Here is a 19,122-nt window from a genome sequence, read left to right as displayed (position 1 = left end):
TTACACGACGGATCGAGCCCCTCTTGAAAGACACCCTAACCGAGGCCCTCGCGGCCGCCCTGGAGACCCTGGTGGCCGATGGCCGTGTACCCGCCGATCACGGTGTCGAGGTGCAGGTCACGCGCGCCCGCGACCGCGAACACGGCGACTTTGCCAGCAACCTCGCGATGCAGCTCGCGCGCCCGGCCAAGAGCAAACCGCGTGACCTCGCCGAGGCCCTCAGCGCCGCAATGCCCGAGGTACCCGGTCTCGCCGCCACCGAGATCGCCGGCCCCGGCTTCATCAACTTCCGCCTGGCCGCGGATGCCCGCACGCTGGTGCTCGGCCGCATCGCCACCCAGGGCGCCGACTTTGGCCGCTCCAGCGTGGGCGGCGGTCGCCCGGTGCAGGTGGAGTTCGTCTCCGCCAACCCCACCGGCCCGCTGCATGTCGGCCACGGCCGCGGCGCGGCGTTCGGCGCCACCGTCGCCGACCTGCTGGATTTCTGCGGCTTCGATGTCACCCGCGAGTACTACGTAAACGACGCCGGGCGGCAGATGAACATCCTCGCCGCCAGCGTCTGGCTGCGCTATCTGGAACAGCACGGGGTGCAGGTCCCGTTCCCGGCCAACGGCTATCAGGGTGACTACATCTACCCGGTCGCCGAGGCCCTGACCGCACAGATCGGCGAACAGGCCGTGCACGCGACCGAGGCCGTCACCCGCGACCTCCCGCCGGACGAGCCGGCCGGTGGCGACAAGGAGATCTACATCGACGCGGTGATCGCCCGCGCCCGCGAGCTGCTGGGCCCAGAGCTGTACCGCACGGTGTTCGACTGCGGCCTGAACGCCATCCTCGAAGACATCCGCGACGACCTGCGCGAGTTCGGGGTCGAGTATCAGTGCTGGTTCTCCGAGCGCAGCCTGGCCGACTCCGGCGCGATCGATGCCGCGGTGCAGGATCTCGAGGCGCACGGCGCGCTGTACGAGAAGGACGGGGCCCTGTGGTTCCGCTCCACCGACTACGGCGACGACAAGGACCGCGTGGTGCGCCGCGAGAACGGCGACTACACCTACTTCGCCTCCGACATCGCCTACCACCGCGAGAAGTTCCAGCGCGGCTTCGAGCGCGTGATCAACATCTGGGGCGCCGACCACCACGGCTACGTCCCGCGCGTGCGCGCCGCCCTGCAGGCCCTGGGCCTGGAGGCCGACCGCCTGGACGTGCTGCTGGTGCAGTTCGCGATCCTCTACCGCGGGGGCGAACGCCTGCCGATGTCCACCCGCGCCGGGCAGTTCGTCACCCTGCGCGAACTGCGCGACGAGGTCGGGTCGGATGCCGCGCGCTTCTTCTATGTGCAGCGCCGCTGCGACCAGCACCTGGACTTCGACCTGGACCTGGCCAAGTCGCAGTCCAACGACAACCCGATGTACTACATCCAGTACGCCCACGCGCGCATCGCCAGCGTGCTGCGCACTGCGGCCGAGCGCGGCCATGCCGCCAGCGCGCTGGACGACACCGGGCTGTCCGAGCGCCTGACCGAGCCGCAGGAAGACGACCTGCTGGATCGCCTGGACCGCTTCCCCGAGGTGATCGCGGCGGCCGCCGAGGCCTGCGAACCGCACCAGATCGCCCAGTACCTGCGCGAGCTGGCAGCCGGCTTTCACGCCTACTACAACGCGGTGCCATTCCTGAACGCGGAGGATGCCGCCGTGATCGGCGCACGCCTGGCCCTGCTGACCGGGGCCAAGCAGGTGCTGCACAATGGCCTGCGCCTGCTGGGCGTGACCGCCCCGGAACGGATGTAGACCATGGCCCAGGCCCGCAAGACCCGTCGCAAGTCCGCCCCGCGCAAGGCCGCGCGACCGATCCCCGGCTGGGTGTGGATGCTGATCGGCCTGCTGATCGGGCTGGGCATTGCCGCCGTGCTGTACCTGCAGGGGGCCGACCGATCACCGGACCTGGGCGCGCTGTTCGGCGACCCGGGAGCCGAGACCGCCGCTCCGGCCCCGACCCCGGCCCCCGTGGAGCGCGACACCGTACCGTCGGACGACGAACCGCGGTTTCGCTACTACGAGCTGCTGCCCGAGGACGAGATCCGCGTACCAGAGTCCGAGCGCGACACCCCTGCCCCGACCCTGCCGCCCGCCGCATCCCCCAGCGAGGGGGAGCCGGTGGTCCTGCAAACCGGGTCGTTCCGCCGCTTCGCCCAGGCCGACGAGATGAAGGCCCGCCTGACCCTGCTGGGCCTCGACCCGCAGGTGCACGAGGTCGAGATCCAGGGTGATACCTGGTACCGCGTGTACCTCGGCCCGTTCAGTGACGAGGACCGCGTGCGCCAGGCGCTGGAGCGCCTGCGCACCGAGAACATCGAGGCCCTGCGTCTGCGCTACCAGGGCTGACCGTGGAACCGGCCCCCGCACCGGATCTCGACGCCCTCGCCGCCCGTATCGAGGCGCTGCCCGCCGGCCCCGAACGCAAGGACCTCACGGACCTGCTGCGCCGGGCCCGCCAGCGCCAGAAGCGCGGCCAGCCCTGCGATCGCTTGGCTCACACCCTGGCCGACCGCCTGGACCGCGCCGAAGGAAGCTTTGAAGAGCGCGCCCGCCTGCGCCCGCAGCCCGTTTACGCCGGCGACCTGCCGATCCACGCCGAGCGCGAGCGGATTGTCACCGCGATCCGCGAACACCCGGTGCTGGTGCTGTGCGGCGAGACCGGATCCGGCAAGACCACCCAGCTGCCCAAGCTGTGCCTGGAGGCCGGGCGCGGCGAGACCGGGCTGATCGGCCACACCCAGCCGCGCCGGATCGCCGCGCGTTCGGTGGCCAGCCGCATCGCCGAGGAACTGGGCACCACGCTGGGGGGTGACAAGACCTCCACCGTCGGCTTCAAGGTGCGCTTCTCCGACCAGACCGGGCCGAACAACTGGGTCAAGCTGATGACCGACGGCATGCTGCTTGCCGAGCTGGCGCATGACCCGGAGCTGCGCGCCTACGACACCCTGATCGTCGACGAGGCGCACGAGCGCAGCCTGAACATCGACTTCCTGATGGGCGTGCTCAAGCGCTTGTCGAAGAAGCGCCCGGAGCTGCGCATCATCATCACCTCCGCGACGCTGGACCCGGAGCGGCTGTCGGCGTTCTTCGACGACGCCCCGATCCTCACCGTGGCCGGACGCACCTATCCGGTGGAGCTGCGCTACCGCCCGATCGAGCCGGAAGACGCTGGCGAGGACGAAGACGCCGGTCGCGGCGAGCGCGACCTGTTCGACGGCATCCGCGAGGCGGTGGCCGAATGCGAGCGGGCCGGCCCCGGCGACATCCTGGTATTCCTGCCCGGCGAACGCGAGATCCGCGACGCCCACAAGGCCTTGCGCGGGCAGGTGCGCGCGGATACCGAGGTCCTGGCGCTGTACGCACGCCTGTCCGCGCGCGAGCAGTCGCGGGTGTTCCAGTCGCACTCGGGCCGGCGCATCGTGCTCGCCACCAATGTCGCCGAGACCGCGCTGACCGTCCCCGGCATCCGCTTCGTGATCGACTCGGGGCTGGCCCGCGTCTCGCGCTACTCCTGGCGCTCGCGGGTCCAACGCCTGAGCCTGGAGCCGATCTCGCAGGCCGCCTGCGACCAGCGCGCCGGGCGCTGCGGACGACTGGGCCCCGGCATCTGCATCCGGCTGTTCGCGGAGGACGACTACCACCTGCGCCCGCCCTTCACCGACCCGGAGATCCAGCGCTCCAACCTCGCCTCGGTGATCCTGCAGATGGCCGCGCTGAAGCTCGGTCAGCCGCGCCAGTTCCCGTTCGTGGATCCACCCGATCCACGCCTGGTCAAGGACGGCTACCGCCTGCTGGAGGAGCTGGGTGCGGTGGACGCGCGCGGGCGCATCACCCCGCGCGGCCGCCAGCTGGCACGCATGCCCATCGACCCGCGCCACGGCGCGATGCTGCTGGCCGGGGCCGACCACGGCTGCGTGACCGAGACCGCGACTATCGCCGCCTTCCTGTCGCTCCAGGACCCGCGCGAGCGCCCGGCCGAGGCCACCCAGGCCGCGGACCAGGCGCACCGCGAGTTCCAGGTCGAGGGCTCCGACTTCATGGGCATGCTGCGGCTGTGGGAGGCCTGGCACACCGCGCGCGAGGATCTCGGCTCGAATGCGCTCAAGCGCTGGTGCCGCGAGCATTTCCTGAACTTCCTGCGCATGCGCGAGTGGCAGGAACTGCGCGTGCAGCTGCTGCGCCAGGCCCGCGAGATGGACCTGAAGCCGAACCACCAGCCCGCCGACGCCGAGCCCGTGCACCGCGCACTGCTGACCGGGCTGGTCAGCCAGATCGGGCAGAAGACCGAGCGCGGCGACTACCTCGGCGCGCGCAACCGCCGCTTCCAGATCCACCCCGGCTCGGTCCTGGCAAAGAAGAAACCCGCCTGGGTGATGAGTGCGGAGATCGCCGAGACCACCCGTGTCTACGCCCGCGACAATGCCCGTATCGAGCCCGACTGGATCCTGGCCGCGGCGGCGCATCTGCTCAAGCACCATATCTTCGAGCCGCACTTCCAGCGTCGCAGCGGACGCGTCGGGGCCTTCGACCGCATCACCCTGTACGGCCTGGTCGTCGCCCCGAAAAAGCCGGTGGACTTCGCAAGACACGACCCGGCCGAGGCGCGGCGTATCCTGATCCGCGAGGGCCTGGTCGGCGGCGAACTGCGCACCCGCTCGAAGGGGGTACAGGCCAACCGCGAGGCCGTGGCCGAGATCGCCGAGCAGGAGGCGCGCGGGCGCCGGCGCGACCTGCTGGTGGAAGAGGATCGCCTGTTCGACTTCTATGATGCCCGCCTGCCGGCGGAGATCACCGACGGCACCAGCTTCGAGACCTGGGCGCTCAAGACCGAGAAGAAGGACCCGGACGCCCTGCGGATCGACCGTGCGGAACTCCTGAACGAACCGGACACCGCACTCCCACAAGGGGCCTACCCTGACCACCTCGAGCTCGAAGGCCTGCGCCTGCCGCTCGCCTACTGCTTCGAACCCGGCCAGCCGGACGACGGCGTGACCGTGACCATCCCGATCGCGGCACTGAACGCGGTGCCCGACTGGCTGGGCGACTGGCTGGTGCCGGGGCTGCTGGAGGAGCGCGTGACCGCCCTGTTGAAGAGCCTGCCCAAGGGCCTGCGCCGCCAGTTCGTGCCCGCGCCGGACTTCGCGCAGGCCGCGCTCGCGCGTATCGAGCACCGCCAGGGCCCGCTGATCCCGGCGCTGGCCGAGGCCCTGCGCGCGATGACCGGTACCGAGATCCCGCTGGATGCCTGGCGCCCGGAGAACCTGGAGCCACACCTGGTGATGCGCTTTCGCATCCTCGACCCGGAAGGCCAGGAGCAGGCCAGCGGCCGCGACCTGCCCGCGCTGAAGCGCCGGCTGGGCGACAGCGCCGAGGCCCACTTCGACGCCAGCCGCCCGGACGAGATCACCCGCGAGGGGATCACCGAATGGGACTTCGGCGCGCTGCCGGAGAGCGTCGAGTTCGACCACCAGGGGGCGCAGCTGCGCGCCTTCCCGATCCTGGTCGATCGCGGCGACGCGGTCTCGCTGGAGCTGGAACCGGACCCGGCCCAAGCCACGCGCACCCACCGCGCGGGGCTGCGCCGGCTTTTCCTGCTGGGCGCGCGCAAGACCGCCCGCGACCTGCGCCGCCAGCTCCCGGAGATCGAACGCGCCTGCCTGAACTACTCGACGCTCGGCAGCTGCGAGGCCCTGCGCGACCAGATCCTGGAGGCCGCGGCCGACCGCGTGTTCCTGGCCGAGCCGTGGCCGCGCGATGCCGAGGCCTTTGGAGAGCGCCTGGAGGCCAGCCTGCCCGAGTTCTCGCCCACGGTGATGGAGCTCTCGCGCCTGGCCGCCGAGATCCTGCGCCACTGGCACGACCTGCGCACGCGGCTGCAGGGGGATCTGCCGCTGTCCTGGATCGAGGCCGCGCGCGACATCCGCGGGCAGCTCGAGGCCCTGGTCCCGGCCGATTTCCTGCTGCGCACCCCGCACGCCGTGCTGCCCGAGCTGCCGCGCTACCTGCAGGCGATCGACAAGCGCCTGGAACGCCTGACCCAGGCCCCGGACAAGGACCGCGCGCGACGCGTCGCGGTCGAGCCGCTGTGGCAACAGGCACAGGAGCTGATCGCGCGGGCGCCGGACCACCCGGACGTGCTCGCCTTTCGCTACCGCATCGAGGAATTTCGCGTCTCGCAGTTTGCCCAGGAACTGGGCACCCGCGAGAAGGTGTCGCCGAAGCGGCTGGAACGCGAATACGCGGACGTGATCCAACGACTGGCAAGCGGTACATGAGCGTTCTTGATAAGGGAAGCAGCGGATGCGCGTAGTCGTGATCGGGGCCGGAGTCATCGGCGTGACCACCGCCTGGTACCTGCAGGAGGCCGGGGCCGAGGTCGTGCTGGTGGATGCCGGCCCCGCCCCCGCCTCCGGCTCCAGCCAGGCCAACGGCGGCATGCTGCATGCCAGCCACGCCGAACCCTGGAATACCCCCGGCGTCGGACTGGACCTGCTGCGCTTTCTCGGCCGCACGGAGTCGCCGCTGCTGCTGCGCCCGCGTGCCCTGCCGGGGCTGGCCGGCTGGGGCCTGCGCTTTCTGTGGCACAGCCGCCGCTCACTGTTCGAGCAGCACACCCGTCTGAATGCCCGCCTGGCCGCGTTCTCGCTCCGTGAGATCGACCGCCTGCAGCGGGAACTGGCGAGCGAGGGGCTGGACTTCGACTTTCGCCGCTGCGGCATCCTGAAGCTGTTTCAGGACCCGGCCAGCCAGGCCCACAATCGCGCCGCCAGCGAGGCGATGATTGATGAGGACGTGCGCTTCGAGGACTGGGACGTGGAGCGGATCATCGCGGAAGAGCCGGCGCTGGCCCCGGTGCGCGACCGCCTGTGCGGCGGGCTGTTCTTCCCCGGGGATGCGATCGGCGACGCGGCACGGTTCACCGAGCAGCTGCTCGCGATCGGCCAGCGCCGGGGCATCCGCTACTACCCGAACGTCACCGTACGGCGCCTGCGCACCCACCTAGGCCGCATCGACGCGGTGGAGACCTCCGAAGGGCCGATCGCGGCGGATGCCTGCGTGGTCGCCAATGGCTACCACGCCCCGGACCTGCTGCGCCCGCTGGGGCTGCATCTGCCCGTCGCCCCGGTAAAGGGCTATTCGCTGACCCTGCCGATGGACGCCGACTGCCGGCTGAATCTGCCGCTGATCGATGACGCCAACAAGGTGGTGATGACCCCGCTGGGGGCGCGCCTGCGCCTGGCCGGTACCGCCGAATTTGCCGGCCGCGACCGTCACCTGAACATCGAGCGCGCGGCGAATGTCCTCGATCAGTGCCGGCGCACCCTGACCGGCCTGCCCGCGAACTTCGACCCGGAGACGATGGCCCCCTGGACCGGACTGCGCCCGATGAGTGCCCGTGGCACACCGATCCTCGGCCCCACCGCCATCAACGGCCTGCACCTGAACACCGGATCCGGGCATCTGGGCTGGACCTTTGCCTGCGGCGCGGCGGCACTCGTGCGAGCCGGGGTGCTGGGCGAGGCACCGAGCCTGCCGATGGAAGGCCTGGGGCTCTGATCCGCGCGAACCGGCTGCCGCGGGATAGCCCTCCGGCAAGTCGGTTCAGCCCCCCGGGAACACCATGCGTATGCGGGCACCCTGCAGATCCGGGGCCTGTTCGATGAACAGCGTCCCGCGGTGGTCGGTGACCAGGGTATGGATGATGCTGAGCCCGAGCCCCTGACCGGTATCCCGGTCGGCATCCTGCCCGCCGCGTGTGTCCGCGCGCTGGCCGCGCTCCAGCACCCGGGCCCGATCGGCCGGCGGGATACCCGGACCGTCATCGTCGATGATCAGCATCACCTCGCCGGGCTGGCAGCGCGTCGTGACCCGCACCCGGCTGGTGGCATGGCGAATGGCGTTGTCCAGGGTATTGCCCAGCAACTCGAAGATGGCGCCACCGTCCATGCGCAAGGTACAGCCCTGGGCCAGGTCGGTCTCCAGCGTCACCCCCTCCTGCGCGGCGAGCCGTCCCAGCGCCTGGCCGGTTCGCTCGATGATCGGCGCCAGCGGCTCGGCAGCCTGGAACGGGGCCGGCCCCAGCCGCTGCGCCTGATTCAGCTGGTGCTGGACGATCCCCTGCAACCGGTCGACCTGACGCTGCATGTCGTCCGGGTCCGGTCGCGCGCTCTCGAGGTTCAGGCGCAGCGCGGAGATCGGGGTCTTCAGGCTGTGGGCCAGGTCCGCCAGGGCATTCTGCTGGCGCGCCAGGCGGGCCCGCTCGAACTCGACCAGGTCGTTGATACTGCCGGTCAGGGCACGGACCTCGGTGGGATAGTACCCGCCCAGACGGGCATGGTCGCCATGGCGCAGGGCGTCCAGGTCGCGCCGCACCTGACGCAGCGGGCGCAGCCCCCAGAACCACAGCGCCAGCGACAGCACCAGGATCATGGACAGGGTCATCGCGCCCAGCCCCTGCCACAGACTGACGCGGTACTGTTCGACCTGTTCATTGAAGGCCTCGCGGTCCTCCAGCATCTGGAAGGTCAGTCCCACCTGGTCGCCCTCCAGCTCCCACTGCACGGGCAGGCTGAAGCTGAAGTACTCGTCCTCCGACCAGCCACGCAGCGAGACGCCCACCGTCGAGGGCGACCGCCAGAGGGTCTGGCCCTCCTCGCCGAGGATGCGCGCATAGAGGCCACTGACCGGCAGTTGCAGCCGGCTTTCGGGGAGCATCTCGGGGACCCGTACATCCGCGGGGCCGATCACCTCGGCCAGCCCCATCAGCAGCAGCACCTGCGCCTCCAGCCGGGTCTCCACCGCGTCCGCCGCATTGTCGCGAAAGGCCGCCTCCAGCACCCAGGCCGTCAGCAGCGAGAAGATCAGCACGGTGACAGCCGTGACCCCCGCCAGGCGCAGCACCAGGCTGCCGCGCAGCTTGCGCAGGGCCGCCTTCATGCGGACCGGGCGGCCTCGGGGTGGATCATCGGGCGCTGTCCGACTCGTTTTCCGGGGCGGGGTCGGGTTCGCGGGCAAAGCGGTAGCCGCGCCCGCGCAGGGTCTCGATCAGCCCCAGGCTGCCATCGGCATCCAGCTTGCGCCGCAGGCGACCGATCAGGACCTCGATCACGTTGCTCTCGCGGTCCTCGTCGTGGTCGTACAGGTAGTCCGCCAGCGCGTCCTTGCTCAGCACCCGGCCGGGCTGGCGCACCAGGGTCATCAGCAGGCGGTACTCGAATGTGGTCAGGGTCACCGATTCGCCATTCAACCAGACCTCGTCGCCGGCGGTATCGATCACCAGCGGGCCGAAGTGCAGCCGCTCCTGGCCTGACTGCAGGCTGCGGCGCGCCAGGGCGCGCAGGCGCGCCAGCAGTTCCTGGATATGGAAGGGCTTGGCCAGGTAGTCATCGGCGCCGGCCTCCAGACCCTCGACCTTGTCCTGCCAGCGGTCGCGCGCGGTCAGGATCAGTATCGGCAGGCGCGGCTTCGACTCGCGCGCCTTGCGGATCACGTCTAGGCCATCCATGCCGGGCAGGCCAAGGTCGACCACGGCGATATCGCAGTGGTACTCGGTCAGCAGGTACAATCCGGTCTCGCCATCCGAGGCGGTATCCACGCGGCAGCCGCTGCGGTCCAGTTCCTCGCCGATCTGGTTGCGCAGGGCAACGTCATCCTCGATCAGTACCACGCGCAGATTCATTCCGGGAGCTCCACTTCCGTACCTTCCTCGATGCGCAGGGTACGCACTTGCTGGTCGTTGGTCAGGATCCGGATCACGAACAGGCGCGCCCCGTAGCGGCTGACATCCTCGCGGGCATGCAGGACCCGCCCCGGGTAATGTGCCTCGATCTGGGCAACAGCCTCGTCCAGGTCCCAGACCGCGGCCTCGGGGTCGTCGGTATTGAACTGCGCCTGTGCCGGAAGCGCGACCAGGAACAGCATGGCCAGCGCCCGCACCGGGCCCGAGCGACGCCGCATCGGGTGCCGCTCGCGGTGTCCGGGCTGGAGATCCGGCGTGGGTCGCATGGTGGCGCATCCTCCGGGGATTTGCGTGGAAAGGTCTTGAAGATGCAAGGGTATCGGCCTAGCCTGAACCCTATCTGAAACCGACCGGAACCGTCATGCAAGACGCCCCTGCCGAACAACCCGAGATCCCCCTGGAAGAAGAGGCCGGTCCGCTGCCGTGGAAGGAGCTCATGCCGCATTTCGCCCGCGGCGTGGTGATCCGCGTGGCACCGGAACTGGACCTGATCGAGGTGGCCCGCGCCTTCCGCGATGACGCCACGCATCAGGTCAGCGAATGGCTAGCCAATGACCAGGTCGCCCGCGCCTCGGATGACGATGCCCGGCGCTGGGCCGCGAACGATCCGATCTTCACCGCCATCGTGGCTGCGCCCTGGGTCCTCGCCCAGGAGCGGACCCCGTCCCACTAGACGATGGCCGTCTCCCTTGGCATCCCCGGCGAGACCCTGGAACGGCTGATCCAGGCCGCCCGCGAGTTCCACGCCAAGGAGGACGTGGTCTTCCCGGATACCGGCGCCGAGGGCAGTGACGACGACTGGGCCCTGCAGGTGCTGGCCGACCACGCCAGCGACCTGACCCTGCAGGAGCTGGAGGGCACGCTGCGCGACCTGGGCCCGGAACAACAGGCGGAACTGCAGGCGCTCAGCGGCGTCGGGCGCGGGGATTACGCGGTCACGGACTGGGATACCGCACTGCAGGAGGCCCGCGACGACTGGAGCGCGGACACCGTGCACTGGCTGCTGACGAACCCGATGATCGCCGACGAGTGGGCCGCGGGCCTGGAACAGATCGAGCGCGAGGACTAGCGCGGCCGCCTCGGGTATCGGGGCAACCCCTATTCGAGCTCCTCGGGATCGAAGCGCACGGCGATGCCGCCGTCCATCACCCGCACCACCTGGGCCTTCACCCGCGGCGCCTCGCCGCCATCCCCGAGCATGCCGAAGACCTGGAGCATCAGTTCGTCATCCGATGCGAGCTTCATCAGGTGCCCCACACAGGCGTTTTCCGGATCGTCCCACTGCAGGAAGGCTCCGCCACCGGAGATGTCGTTGGTGGTCAGGGTCACCGTGTCCCCGCTTTCGCACTCGGCCACGACCTCGACCGTCATCGGGATCCGTGGATGACGACGCCGCTCCCCTGTCATGGCACTCCTCCTGGTGGCAGATGCCTTTGCAATGTATCGAAAAGGCGCTTTCTGTGTGCTATACGATTTCCATGATCGTTGGTTTTCGCGATCAGGCGCAACTACCGGGCTCGAACCCGGTGGCGCAAATCACAACCCGGATCACCACACCGGGCCCGAGGATGAAGGCAGTACTCCACAGCTGTCGCTCGCAAAAAGCCACTTCTAACGGAGGAGTCCGTTCCAATGAAGAAATCGCATTTGTACCTGGTGGGGCTTGCCGCCTCGCTAGCGATGGCGGGCACTGCTACCCAGGCCCTTGCCGACGACGAAATCACCCGGGGCCAGCTGATGGCCGCCTCCTGCAAGGCCTGCCACAACGCGGCCGGCGCTCAGGAGGGTGTACCGGATCTGGGCCGGATTCCCGCTGATGTCATCGAGAGCCAGATGAGGGCATTCCGCGACGGTGACCGTGACGCGACGATCATGGATCGTCACGCCAAGGGCTACACCGACGAGGAAATCGAAGCGATGGCCGGCTACTTCAGCCGCTTCTGATCAGGGGGAATCACATCATGCATGACTTTACTCGACGCAATTTCCTGAAGGTCGCCGGCATCAGCAGTGCCGCGGCCTTCGCTGGCATTGGCTGTGCAGCCAACGGCATGCGCGGGGCCGACAAGGCTCACGTCGTGGTCGTGGGCGGCGGCTCCGGCGGCGCGACCGCCGCGAAATACATCAAGCAGTTCTCGCCCGACATGCGCGTGACGCTGATCGAGCCGAACGCCACCTACCACACCTGCTATGGCAGCAACTGGGTGATCGGCGGCTTCGCGGACATGGACTTCATCGCCCACGGCTACGACACCCTGCGGGATGACTACGGCATCGAGATCGTCCAGGACCGGGTGACCGCGGTGGACGCCTCCGCGCGCAGCGTGCGCCTGGCCGGCGGCGACAGCATGAGCTACGACAAGCTGGTGATGTCCCCGGGGATCGATTTCCGCTACGACGACATGCCCGGCATCTCCGAGGCCGACGCCGACCGTGTCCCGCACGCCTGGAAGGCCGGTTCGCAGACCGAGCTGCTGCGTTCCCAGCTGCAAAACATGCCGAACGGCGGCGTGTTCGTCATGGTCGCCCCGCCGAACCCGTTCCGCTGCCCGCCGGGGCCGTACGAGCGGGTGTCACTGGTCGCGAACTACTTCAAGCAGGAGAAGCCGCGCTCCAAGATCATCATCCTGGATCCGAAGGATGGCTTCTCCAAGCAGGGCCTGTTCGAGGAAGGCTGGGCCGAGCACTACGGCGACATGATTGAATGGCGCGCCGGCTCGGAGGGCGGTCGCGCCGAGGAAATCGATGTCGACAACATGACCGTGCTGGCCGACAGCGGCTTCGAACGCGTCCGTGCCGACGTGCTGAACTTCATCCCCGCCCAGCGCGCCGGCCAGATCGCCCACGACGTGGGCCTGACCAATGACGAGGGCTGGGTCCCGGTGGATCAGCTCACCTTCAAGTCGGAGATGGACGACAACATCTACGTCCTGGGGGATGCCAGCGTGGCGGGCGCCATGCCGAAGTCCGGCCACTCGGCCAACAACCAGGGCAAGATCGTCGCGGCCGCGGTCGTGCGCGAACTGTCCGGCCAGGAGCCGATCAACCCCTCCTCCGCCAACACCTGCTACAGCCTGGTCACCCCGGACTACGCGATCAGCGTGGCCGCGGTCTACCAGTACAAGGATGGCGCGCAAGCAGGGGTCGATGGTGCCGGTGGCGTCAGCCCGTCGGGCGCCAGCTCCAGCTTCCGGAGCCGCGAGGCGCAGTACACCCGGGCCTGGTACGCCGGGATCACCCGCGACATCTGGGGCTGACCCCAGCCGTTCCGTCACGGAACGCACTCGAACGGCGCCTCCGGGCGCCGTTTTTTTTGCTCACCACGAAGCCCACGAAGGCACGAAGAAGGTCAAGGGCGATTCACAGGAAGGCTGGAAGAGCGGGAAGAAAAACAGATTACTTTATGTGTCGTGAGCCCCTGATCTGACCGACGGGTAAACGCTTAACAGAACGATCTGGGCCCAAGGCCTATAGCCTTGCCTTTCTTCCTGTCTTCTAATCTTCCTGTCACGCGCTTTGCTCTCATGCGCGCCCCCGTCCGCTTCGTGGTGAATATCCCGGGTCAGGCGTTGAGGTCGGGGATCAGCCGGCTGCGCAGGCGCTGGATCGCGTCCTTCAGTTGCAGCTTGCGCTTCTTCAGGCGCTGGATGGCGAAGATGTCGGGTGCGGCCTGCTCGTGCATCACGCCGATAGCGGAATCCAGAGCCCGGTGCTCGGCCTCCAGCTCGGCCAGGCGTGCGCGAATCTGACTCTCGGTTTCCAAGCCGGCCCCCAGTGGTCCCGTGAAGTGGTGGCCGCGTGGCAGGAGAATCCCGCGTGGCCATTCGGATCATCAAACCCGTATGATCGCAGACCGTCCCCGGCGGGACCATAGCCGCCCTTCAGGAGCCTGCTCGATGGCGATCCACAACACCCCGCTCACCATCCAGACCCCGCGCGGCCCCCGTCTGGGCGGCGTACTGGTCGCACCCGAGGCCGATGCCATTCGCGGTCAGGCCTGCATCGCGCACTGCTTCGCCTGCTCCAAGGACTTCCCGGCGACGGTACGGTTGGCGCGCGCCCTCGCCGAGGAGGGCATCGCCACCCTGCGCTTCGACTTCATGGGCCTGGGTGACTCGGAGGGCGAGTTCCGCGACAGCACGCTGGAGACCTACTGCGAGGACCTCCACTCGGCGCTCGAGGCGCTGGAGACCTTCACCGGGCGGCACACCAACCTGCTGGTCGGTCACAGCTTCGGCGGGGCCATGGCGATCCATGTCGGCGCGCAGCGCGAGACGCTGGACGGCGTCGTCACCATTGCCGCCCCCAGCCGGCCCGGCCACGTCGCCCACCTGTTCGGGGACACGGCCGACGAGATCCGGCGCGAGGGCTCCGCCCGGATCAGCATCGGCGGACGCCCGGTGGAGATTGGGCACGCCTTCATCGAGTCGATCGAGGAGCCGACCCTGGACCACGCACTCGACACGCTGCAGCGGCCGCTGTTGCTGCTGCACTCACCGGGCGACACGGTGGTCAGCGTGGATCACGCCCGCAAGATCTTCCAGCAGGCGCAGCACCCCAAGAGCTTCGTCGCCCTGCACCAGGCCGACCACCTGCTCTCGCGCCCGGAACACACCCGCTACGTGGCGGGCCTGATCCGCGCCTGGTCGGCGAACCTGCTGGACTAGCCCCAGCGCAAGCCACAGCCCGTAGGAGGCCAGCCCCCTGGCCGATCAGGCGCCGGCAAAACCCCATCGGCCAGAGGGCTGGCCTCCTACAACATGGCCCCGGGAGCCTGTCGAGTTTGGGCGATCTTCGCGAGCGAAGGGCGAGAGGGCCGGCCCGAATCCAAAAAGCCCCGGGCCTACCAATAGTTCTCGGTGGTGATATGCCCCGGCTTGCGCCGGCGATTCTTCGCCAGGCCGCGCTCCTTCAGGATCGCGGTCGTGTCCTGCACCATGGCCGGGTTGCCGCACAGCATCACCTGCGAATGCTCCGGGGTAATCTTCAGGCCCGCGTGGTGTTCCAGCCGGCCCTCGGCGATCGCGGCCGGCACCCGCCCTTCGAGCCCCCCGGGGAACGGCTCGCGACTGACGAACGGGATGTACTGAAACCGCTTCGCGTCGCGCTCCTGAAACTCCCGAATGGCTTCCTGGTAGGTAAGTTCCTCCGCCTGGCGCACCGCGTGGACCAGACGGATATTCTCGAAGCGCTCCCACGGGGTGTCCGTCTTCAGGATGGACAGGAACGGACCCAGCGCGGTACCGGTGGACAACAACCACAGGTCGCGGCTGTCGGGGAGCTCGTCCAGGGTAAAGAAGCCGGTCGCGCGCGGCATCAGCTCCACCTGATCACCCGGCTCCAGCTGCACCAGGCGGTTGGACAATGGGCCGTCCGGCACGGTGATCAGGTAAAAATCCAGCGGGGTCTCGCCCGGGGCGTTCACGTACGAATACGGCCGTCCCACCATCTCCCCGTCGATCTCCAGGCGCAGGCGGTTGAACTGCCCCGCCTTGAACGGCTCGACCTCGGCATCCACGCGCAGCGAGAACAGGCGGTCCGTCCACTGCTTGCGCTCCCGTACGACACCGGTCACCCAGCCCATATTCCCTACTCCATTACTCAGGTATTGTTCAAAGATTGCGGGCGAGGCGGGAAGGTTTCAAGCATCCCCGGCCAACGCCGTATAATTGTCGCAAATCCGACCACTGGAGCAGTCATGGCCCGCACCCCCTCGCAGATGATCGAACTCGGTACCGAGGCACCCAACTTCTCCCTGCCGGACGTCGTCTCCGGCGAAAACGTCAGCCTCGACAGCTTCCCCGACGCGAAAGGCTACATGATCGCCTTCATCTGCAATCACTGCCCGTTCGTGCAGCTGATCCGCCACGAATTCGCGCGCTATGGCCGCGAATACTCGAACAAGGGCATCGCGGTAATCGCGATCACCTCGAACGACATCCAGGCGGTGCCGGACGACGCCCCGGACAAGATGAAGGACGACGCCCGCCGCTTCGGCTACAACTTCCCGTACTGCCTCGACGAGGACCAGTCCGTCGCCAAGGCCTACCACGCCGCCTGCACCCCGGACCTGTACCTGTTCGATGCCGATCGCAAGCTGTACTACCGGGGCCAGTTCGACGAGACCCGCCCCGGTTCCGACACCCCGGTCACCGGCCGCGACCTGCGCGCCGCCAGCGATGCCCTGCTCGCCGGCCAGCCGGCACCGGAGCCGCAGCATCCCAGCCTCGGTTGCAATATCAAGTGGCGCCCCGGTAACGAACCGGACTACTTCGGCTGAACAGGAGGCTCGCTTGAAACGAGGACGACCCAGGGGGCAGGACCGGTGGGCCCGCCCCTGTGGTAGCGAGCCTGCCCGCGAATGGCCCCGCCCTCATCAGCCAGCAACCCAGGCGTTCGCTACCGCGCGCCGCATGCCGCCCCGAACCCCCGGATGAGGGTCGCCAGATGCCTCCCAGCAACGTAATCGACGGCCCCCGCATCGCCACCTGGCGATGCCCGTCCTGTCAGGAGGCGGTACCGCGCCTGCTGCCGAATGGCGAATCGAACCGCATCCCGATTCCACCGGAGCGCATGGCCCTGCCCGACACTACCGTGCAACAGGCCTGCGCCCGGGTGCAGGGGCTGCGCGCGCCCGAGATCTGCTACGCCTGTGATCAGGCCTACCAGGAACTGCTGGGGACGCTGGTGCGCCCCCCAGCCGAGCTCGGCGACGCCCGCGGCGAGCCCGGATTGAACGACACCGGCATCATCGGCGCCCTGTTGCCCATCGCCGACCAGGGCACGCAGATCCTGATCTTCAACGTGATCAACGACGAACTGCGCTGCACCGAGATCGAACGCCTGATCAGCTTCAACCCCGACCGCCTCACCTACCCCGGTACACGCGGCGCCATCGCGCCGCGCATCTGGACCCTCTACGAAGACCACCTGGCCCAGCTGCACGCCCGCGCACCGACGCCCTACACCCCCGACTAGGAGGCCTACAGGGAAAACTGACCCGTCATCGCGTGACGTGCAGCAGCGAGCCGCGTGGACAGCCCCGACGCCGAGCCAGGCAACCCTCAGCGGTTGCGTCCGCAGATGGCCACGGCCCCTGACGGAGCCTCGCCATGACGCGAACTGCGAGAAGCATCGTCATCGCGAGACGCACAGCGCCGTCGCGATCGGTCGGAACCAACCCGGGCGTGCCCCTCGCGATCACGCCCGGGTATCCCCGATCACCTCTCTCGACGTCATCCCGGAAACCACGCAGCGGTTATCCGGGATCTGACACGCCCGGTCAAAGTAACCACCGCAGATCCCGGCTCTCCGCTTTGCTGCGGCCGGGATGACTCGGGATTCGCAAGGCAATGCCTCGCGTCTTGAAGAACACTGGACGGGACGCGCCGACACGCCCCTCAGGCGTCTTCGGCATCCACCCGCGCCAGCATACGCATCCCGCCAACCATGCAACGCAGGGCCTCCAGGGCCTGTAGATCCAGCTCCGCGCCGGTCTCGTCGGGCAAGCGCCAGTATTTCGGGCGGCAGGTCGCGGGCCGATGTTCGGGCATGGCGCGGGCGGCGGCGGTGTCGACCGCCACCAGCAAATCGGCCCAGGCCAGGTCATCATCCGTCAGCGCGCCCATCGCGCGCGCCGGACGTACCTCGATCCAGTCCTCGAACTCGGCCGCCGCGGCCAGCTCCGCCACGCGCGCGGCACGCCCGTCCGGGCGTTCCGACGCCACCAGCAGACGTGCCCGGCGCTTAAACATCTCCGCACCCCGGGGAAACATTGATCAATGTACACGCTCGCGCTCGAGTCGCTTTTGCGTGCGAACAAGGCGCGGTGACTGCCGTGCAGTCATTCTGCACAAGGGAACCGCAACGCCGTTCCCACGCAAAAGAGGCCGAGCCCCTTCGGGGTTGGCACCCCAGGTTCCCCGATCCTGCGTTGCGGCCCTTGCCGGTAGAACCACTACCGGCTGCACACCGCGCCTTGTCTCGGAAAACCTGGGGTGCCAACGCGAGCGTGTACATTAATCAACGTTTCCCTGGCAAGTGCTTTTGAATGGCACCGCAGGCCACCCTCAGGCTATAACTCAACTGATGGAAACGGAGAACGGACGCCATGGCCCACCTCGACTGGTCGCAGTACCCGATAATTGAACTCAAGCTCGTCTACAGCACGCTGCATGCGCAGCTCACCCTGGAGCCCGATCTGATGGATTCCGAACTGATGGCCGACCTGCAGACCCACCTGCAACAGGCCGCGAAGGCCGACGGCGTGGACGTCTCCACCCACTCCCAGTGGGCCGCCTGGCTGAACGACCGCTAACTTCAACTCCACCTGAGTAGACGTGGTGTCAGGACTCGCTCAGCGAGGGGCCGCTCGCTCAGTCGACTTCAATCAGCGATTCGCCGTTCTCCAGCGCCCGGAGCACGCGAGGTAGAAGCGGCTTGAACCATTCGAGCAAGGCCGCTTTCCGGGTATTTCCGATTCGAAGCCAGACGACGGCTGGATAGGCCCCCGAGTCCGCGGAGCGCCACACGGCGAAATCCTCATCCTTGGTCACGATGACGGCCCCCGTTCGGAGAGCTTCCGCCCAGATTTCTTTATCGGAAGCCTCAAGAAGTCCGACATCCGCAACATGCTCGGCCGCAACACCCTGGTCAACGAGCCAACGCGCAAGGGCCGGCGGCAGCTGAGCGTCGACCAGGAAGCGCATTCAGGCGACGTGAAGAACAGGGTGATCCGTTTGACGCGCGGCAAACCGCAACGCCTCGGTAATGTCTTCGCCCGTCAGGTAGGGGTAGTCCTCCAGAATTTCCTCCCGCGAGGCCCCTGCCGCCAGAAGGTCAAGGACATCCCGCACTCGCATCCGGGTGCCGCGGATGCAAGGGCGTCCACCGCAGATTTCCGGATCAAAGGTGATGCGTTGCAACTCGCTCATGATGGCCTCCTGCGCAGACGACCAGAGAATGTATCGACGAAGTGTATCGTTATCGGACCAATGCTGGAGCAAACGGGTCCGCGCATGTCATGTTCGCCAGAGTCGGGCGCGGGCAGGGGCTTCGCCTGCAAGCAGGCTTGTATGTTTACCCGTGGCAGGCCTAGAAAGGGTCTGTCGGGGTGGAGGGACGAAGCTGGCATCTGGCCTGTGGCACAGACGGTAGGAGAGTTCGTCCCACCCCTCACCTTAAACGCCGATAAGGAATCGATCGGCTCGGGACCGACGATAGATGGCAAGCCAGCGTTCGGTGAGGCCCCGACAGACCACTCCAAGCTAGCTCGGGAGGTGTGATGATGGCAACGCATCGGATCGGGGTCGATGTCGGCAAGGCCGAGTTGTGGATCAGTATTGACGG

21 protein-coding genes are annotated in these 19,122 nt (G+C 68.2%); 12 read left to right on the top strand and 9 right to left on the bottom strand.

What is annotated here, in order from left to right; translation table 11 throughout:
• Window positions 1-23 precede the first annotated feature (23 nt).
• From argS to D105_RS0108115, 4 genes are read left to right on the top strand one after another with little or no spacing between them, the layout of a single operon-like run.
• The gene (argS, locus tag D105_RS0108130) at window positions 24-1,787 is read left to right on the top strand and encodes an arginine--tRNA ligase (protein WP_018865544.1); all 1,764 of its coding nucleotides are present in this window, start codon (window positions 24-26) and stop codon (window positions 1,785-1,787) included.
• 3 nt (window positions 1,788-1,790) lie between these two features.
• Window positions 1,791-2,381: an SPOR domain-containing protein gene (locus tag D105_RS0108125; RefSeq protein ID WP_018878106.1), complete on the top strand. Its 591-nt coding sequence runs from the start codon at window positions 1,791-1,793 to the stop codon at window positions 2,379-2,381.
• Between the two features lie 2 nt (window positions 2,382-2,383).
• Complete coding sequence (hrpA, locus tag D105_RS0108120) at window positions 2,384-6,310, top strand: ATP-dependent RNA helicase HrpA (protein WP_018878105.1); 3,927 nt, start codon at window positions 2,384-2,386, stop codon at window positions 6,308-6,310.
• Between the two features lie 25 nt (window positions 6,311-6,335).
• A complete protein-coding gene (locus D105_RS0108115) occupies window positions 6,336-7,592 on the top strand; it encodes an FAD-dependent oxidoreductase (protein ID WP_018878104.1) in 1,257 nt (418 codons plus the stop codon).
• 45 nt (window positions 7,593-7,637) lie between these two features.
• Here the strand turns inward: D105_RS0108115 and D105_RS0108110 are convergent, their stop codons facing one another.
• The 3 genes from D105_RS0108110 to D105_RS0108100 are packed head-to-tail and all read right to left on the bottom strand — an operon-like array spanning window position 7,638 to window position 10,040.
• Complete coding sequence (locus D105_RS0108110; protein WP_018878103.1) at window positions 7,638-8,972, bottom strand: HAMP domain-containing sensor histidine kinase; 1,335 nt, start codon at window positions 8,970-8,972, stop codon at window positions 7,638-7,640.
• A gap of 25 nt (window positions 8,973-8,997) precedes the next feature.
• A complete protein-coding gene (locus D105_RS0108105; protein ID WP_018865539.1) occupies window positions 8,998-9,714 on the bottom strand; it encodes a response regulator transcription factor in 717 nt (238 codons plus the stop codon).
• Window positions 9,711-10,040, bottom strand: coding sequence for a PepSY domain-containing protein (locus D105_RS0108100; protein ID WP_026279137.1), 330 nt, complete (start codon window positions 10,038-10,040; stop codon window positions 9,711-9,713). Before D105_RS0108100 ends, D105_RS0108105 begins: the two co-directional genes overlap by 4 nt.
• Window positions 10,041-10,135: 95 nt before the next feature.
• Between D105_RS0108100 and D105_RS0108095 the strand changes: the two genes are divergently transcribed.
• Window positions 10,136-10,447: a DUF2288 family protein gene (locus tag D105_RS0108095; RefSeq protein WP_018878102.1), complete on the top strand. Its 312-nt coding sequence runs from the start codon at window positions 10,136-10,138 to the stop codon at window positions 10,445-10,447.
• A gap of 3 nt (window positions 10,448-10,450) precedes the next feature.
• Window positions 10,451-10,843 (top strand): DUF3775 domain-containing protein, encoded by a 393-nt coding sequence (locus D105_RS0108090; protein WP_018876549.1) that lies wholly within the window; start codon window positions 10,451-10,453, stop codon window positions 10,841-10,843.
• A gap of 29 nt (window positions 10,844-10,872) precedes the next feature.
• On the opposite strand, the gene D105_RS0108085 is transcribed toward D105_RS0108090, so the two are convergent.
• The gene (locus D105_RS0108085; protein WP_081618392.1) at window positions 10,873-11,181 is read right to left on the bottom strand and encodes a PilZ domain-containing protein; all 309 of its coding nucleotides are present in this window, start codon (window positions 11,179-11,181) and stop codon (window positions 10,873-10,875) included.
• Between the two features lie 225 nt (window positions 11,182-11,406).
• Here D105_RS0108085 and D105_RS0108080 point away from each other — a divergent pair, with 225 nt between their 5' ends.
• A complete protein-coding gene (locus tag D105_RS0108080; protein WP_018865534.1) occupies window positions 11,407-11,718 on the top strand; it encodes a c-type cytochrome in 312 nt (103 codons plus the stop codon).
• A 17-nt stretch (window positions 11,719-11,735) separates the two neighbouring features.
• Window positions 11,736-13,031 carry an NAD(P)/FAD-dependent oxidoreductase gene (locus D105_RS0108075; protein ID WP_018878101.1) on the top strand — a complete coding sequence of 432 codons (1,296 nt, stop codon included), beginning with the start codon at window positions 11,736-11,738 and terminating at the stop codon, window positions 13,029-13,031.
• Between the two features lie 305 nt (window positions 13,032-13,336).
• On the opposite strand, the gene D105_RS0108070 is transcribed toward D105_RS0108075, so the two are convergent.
• Complete coding sequence (locus D105_RS0108070; RefSeq protein WP_017942660.1) at window positions 13,337-13,537, bottom strand: YdcH family protein; 201 nt, start codon at window positions 13,535-13,537, stop codon at window positions 13,337-13,339.
• A gap of 133 nt (window positions 13,538-13,670) precedes the next feature.
• Here D105_RS0108070 and D105_RS0108065 point away from each other — a divergent pair, with 133 nt between their 5' ends.
• Entirely contained in the window at window positions 13,671-14,441 is a 771-nt protein-coding gene (locus D105_RS0108065) for a S9 family peptidase (RefSeq protein WP_018876551.1), read from the top strand.
• Between the two features lie 176 nt (window positions 14,442-14,617).
• Here the strand turns inward: D105_RS0108065 and D105_RS0108060 are convergent, their stop codons facing one another.
• Window positions 14,618-15,358 carry a ferredoxin--NADP reductase gene (locus D105_RS0108060; protein ID WP_018876552.1) on the bottom strand — a complete coding sequence of 247 codons (741 nt, stop codon included), beginning with the start codon at window positions 15,356-15,358 and terminating at the stop codon, window positions 14,618-14,620.
• 114 nt (window positions 15,359-15,472) lie between these two features.
• On the opposite strand from D105_RS0108060, the gene D105_RS0108055 reads away from it, so the two are divergent.
• Window positions 15,473-16,054 carry a thioredoxin family protein gene (locus D105_RS0108055; protein WP_018878100.1) on the top strand — a complete coding sequence of 194 codons (582 nt, stop codon included), beginning with the start codon at window positions 15,473-15,475 and terminating at the stop codon, window positions 16,052-16,054.
• Between the two features lie 167 nt (window positions 16,055-16,221).
• Entirely contained in the window at window positions 16,222-16,752 is a 531-nt protein-coding gene (locus D105_RS0108050; protein ID WP_018865529.1) for a hypothetical protein, read from the top strand.
• 422 nt (window positions 16,753-17,174) lie between these two features.
• On the opposite strand, the gene D105_RS0108045 is transcribed toward D105_RS0108050, so the two are convergent.
• The gene (locus D105_RS0108045) at window positions 17,175-17,528 is read right to left on the bottom strand and encodes a hypothetical protein (RefSeq protein WP_018878099.1); all 354 of its coding nucleotides are present in this window, start codon (window positions 17,526-17,528) and stop codon (window positions 17,175-17,177) included.
• 356 nt (window positions 17,529-17,884) lie between these two features.
• Between D105_RS0108045 and D105_RS0108040 the strand changes: the two genes are divergently transcribed.
• Window positions 17,885-18,091, top strand: coding sequence for a hypothetical protein (locus tag D105_RS0108040; protein WP_018878098.1), 207 nt, complete (start codon window positions 17,885-17,887; stop codon window positions 18,089-18,091).
• 58 nt (window positions 18,092-18,149) lie between these two features.
• Here D105_RS0108040 and D105_RS0108035 read toward each other — a convergent pair whose 3' ends face one another.
• Together D105_RS0108035 and D105_RS0108030 are read right to left on the bottom strand one after the other, a co-directional pair.
• Window positions 18,150-18,482, bottom strand: a complete 333-nt coding sequence (locus D105_RS0108035; protein WP_018865526.1) for a DUF5615 family PIN-like protein — start codon at window positions 18,480-18,482, stop codon at window positions 18,150-18,152.
• Window positions 18,483-18,707 carry a DUF433 domain-containing protein gene (locus D105_RS0108030; RefSeq protein WP_018865525.1) on the bottom strand — a complete coding sequence of 75 codons (225 nt, stop codon included), beginning with the start codon at window positions 18,705-18,707 and terminating at the stop codon, window positions 18,483-18,485. It abuts the gene before it with no gap.
• Window positions 18,708-19,122 lie beyond the last annotated feature (415 nt).

The organism is Thioalkalivibrio sp. ALE28 (assembly GCF_000377425.1).
GTDB lineage: Bacteria > Pseudomonadota > Gammaproteobacteria > Ectothiorhodospirales > Ectothiorhodospiraceae > Thioalkalivibrio.
The sequence above is the reverse complement of the archived record's forward strand: the minus strand, read 5'-3'. Positions and strand labels throughout refer to the sequence as shown.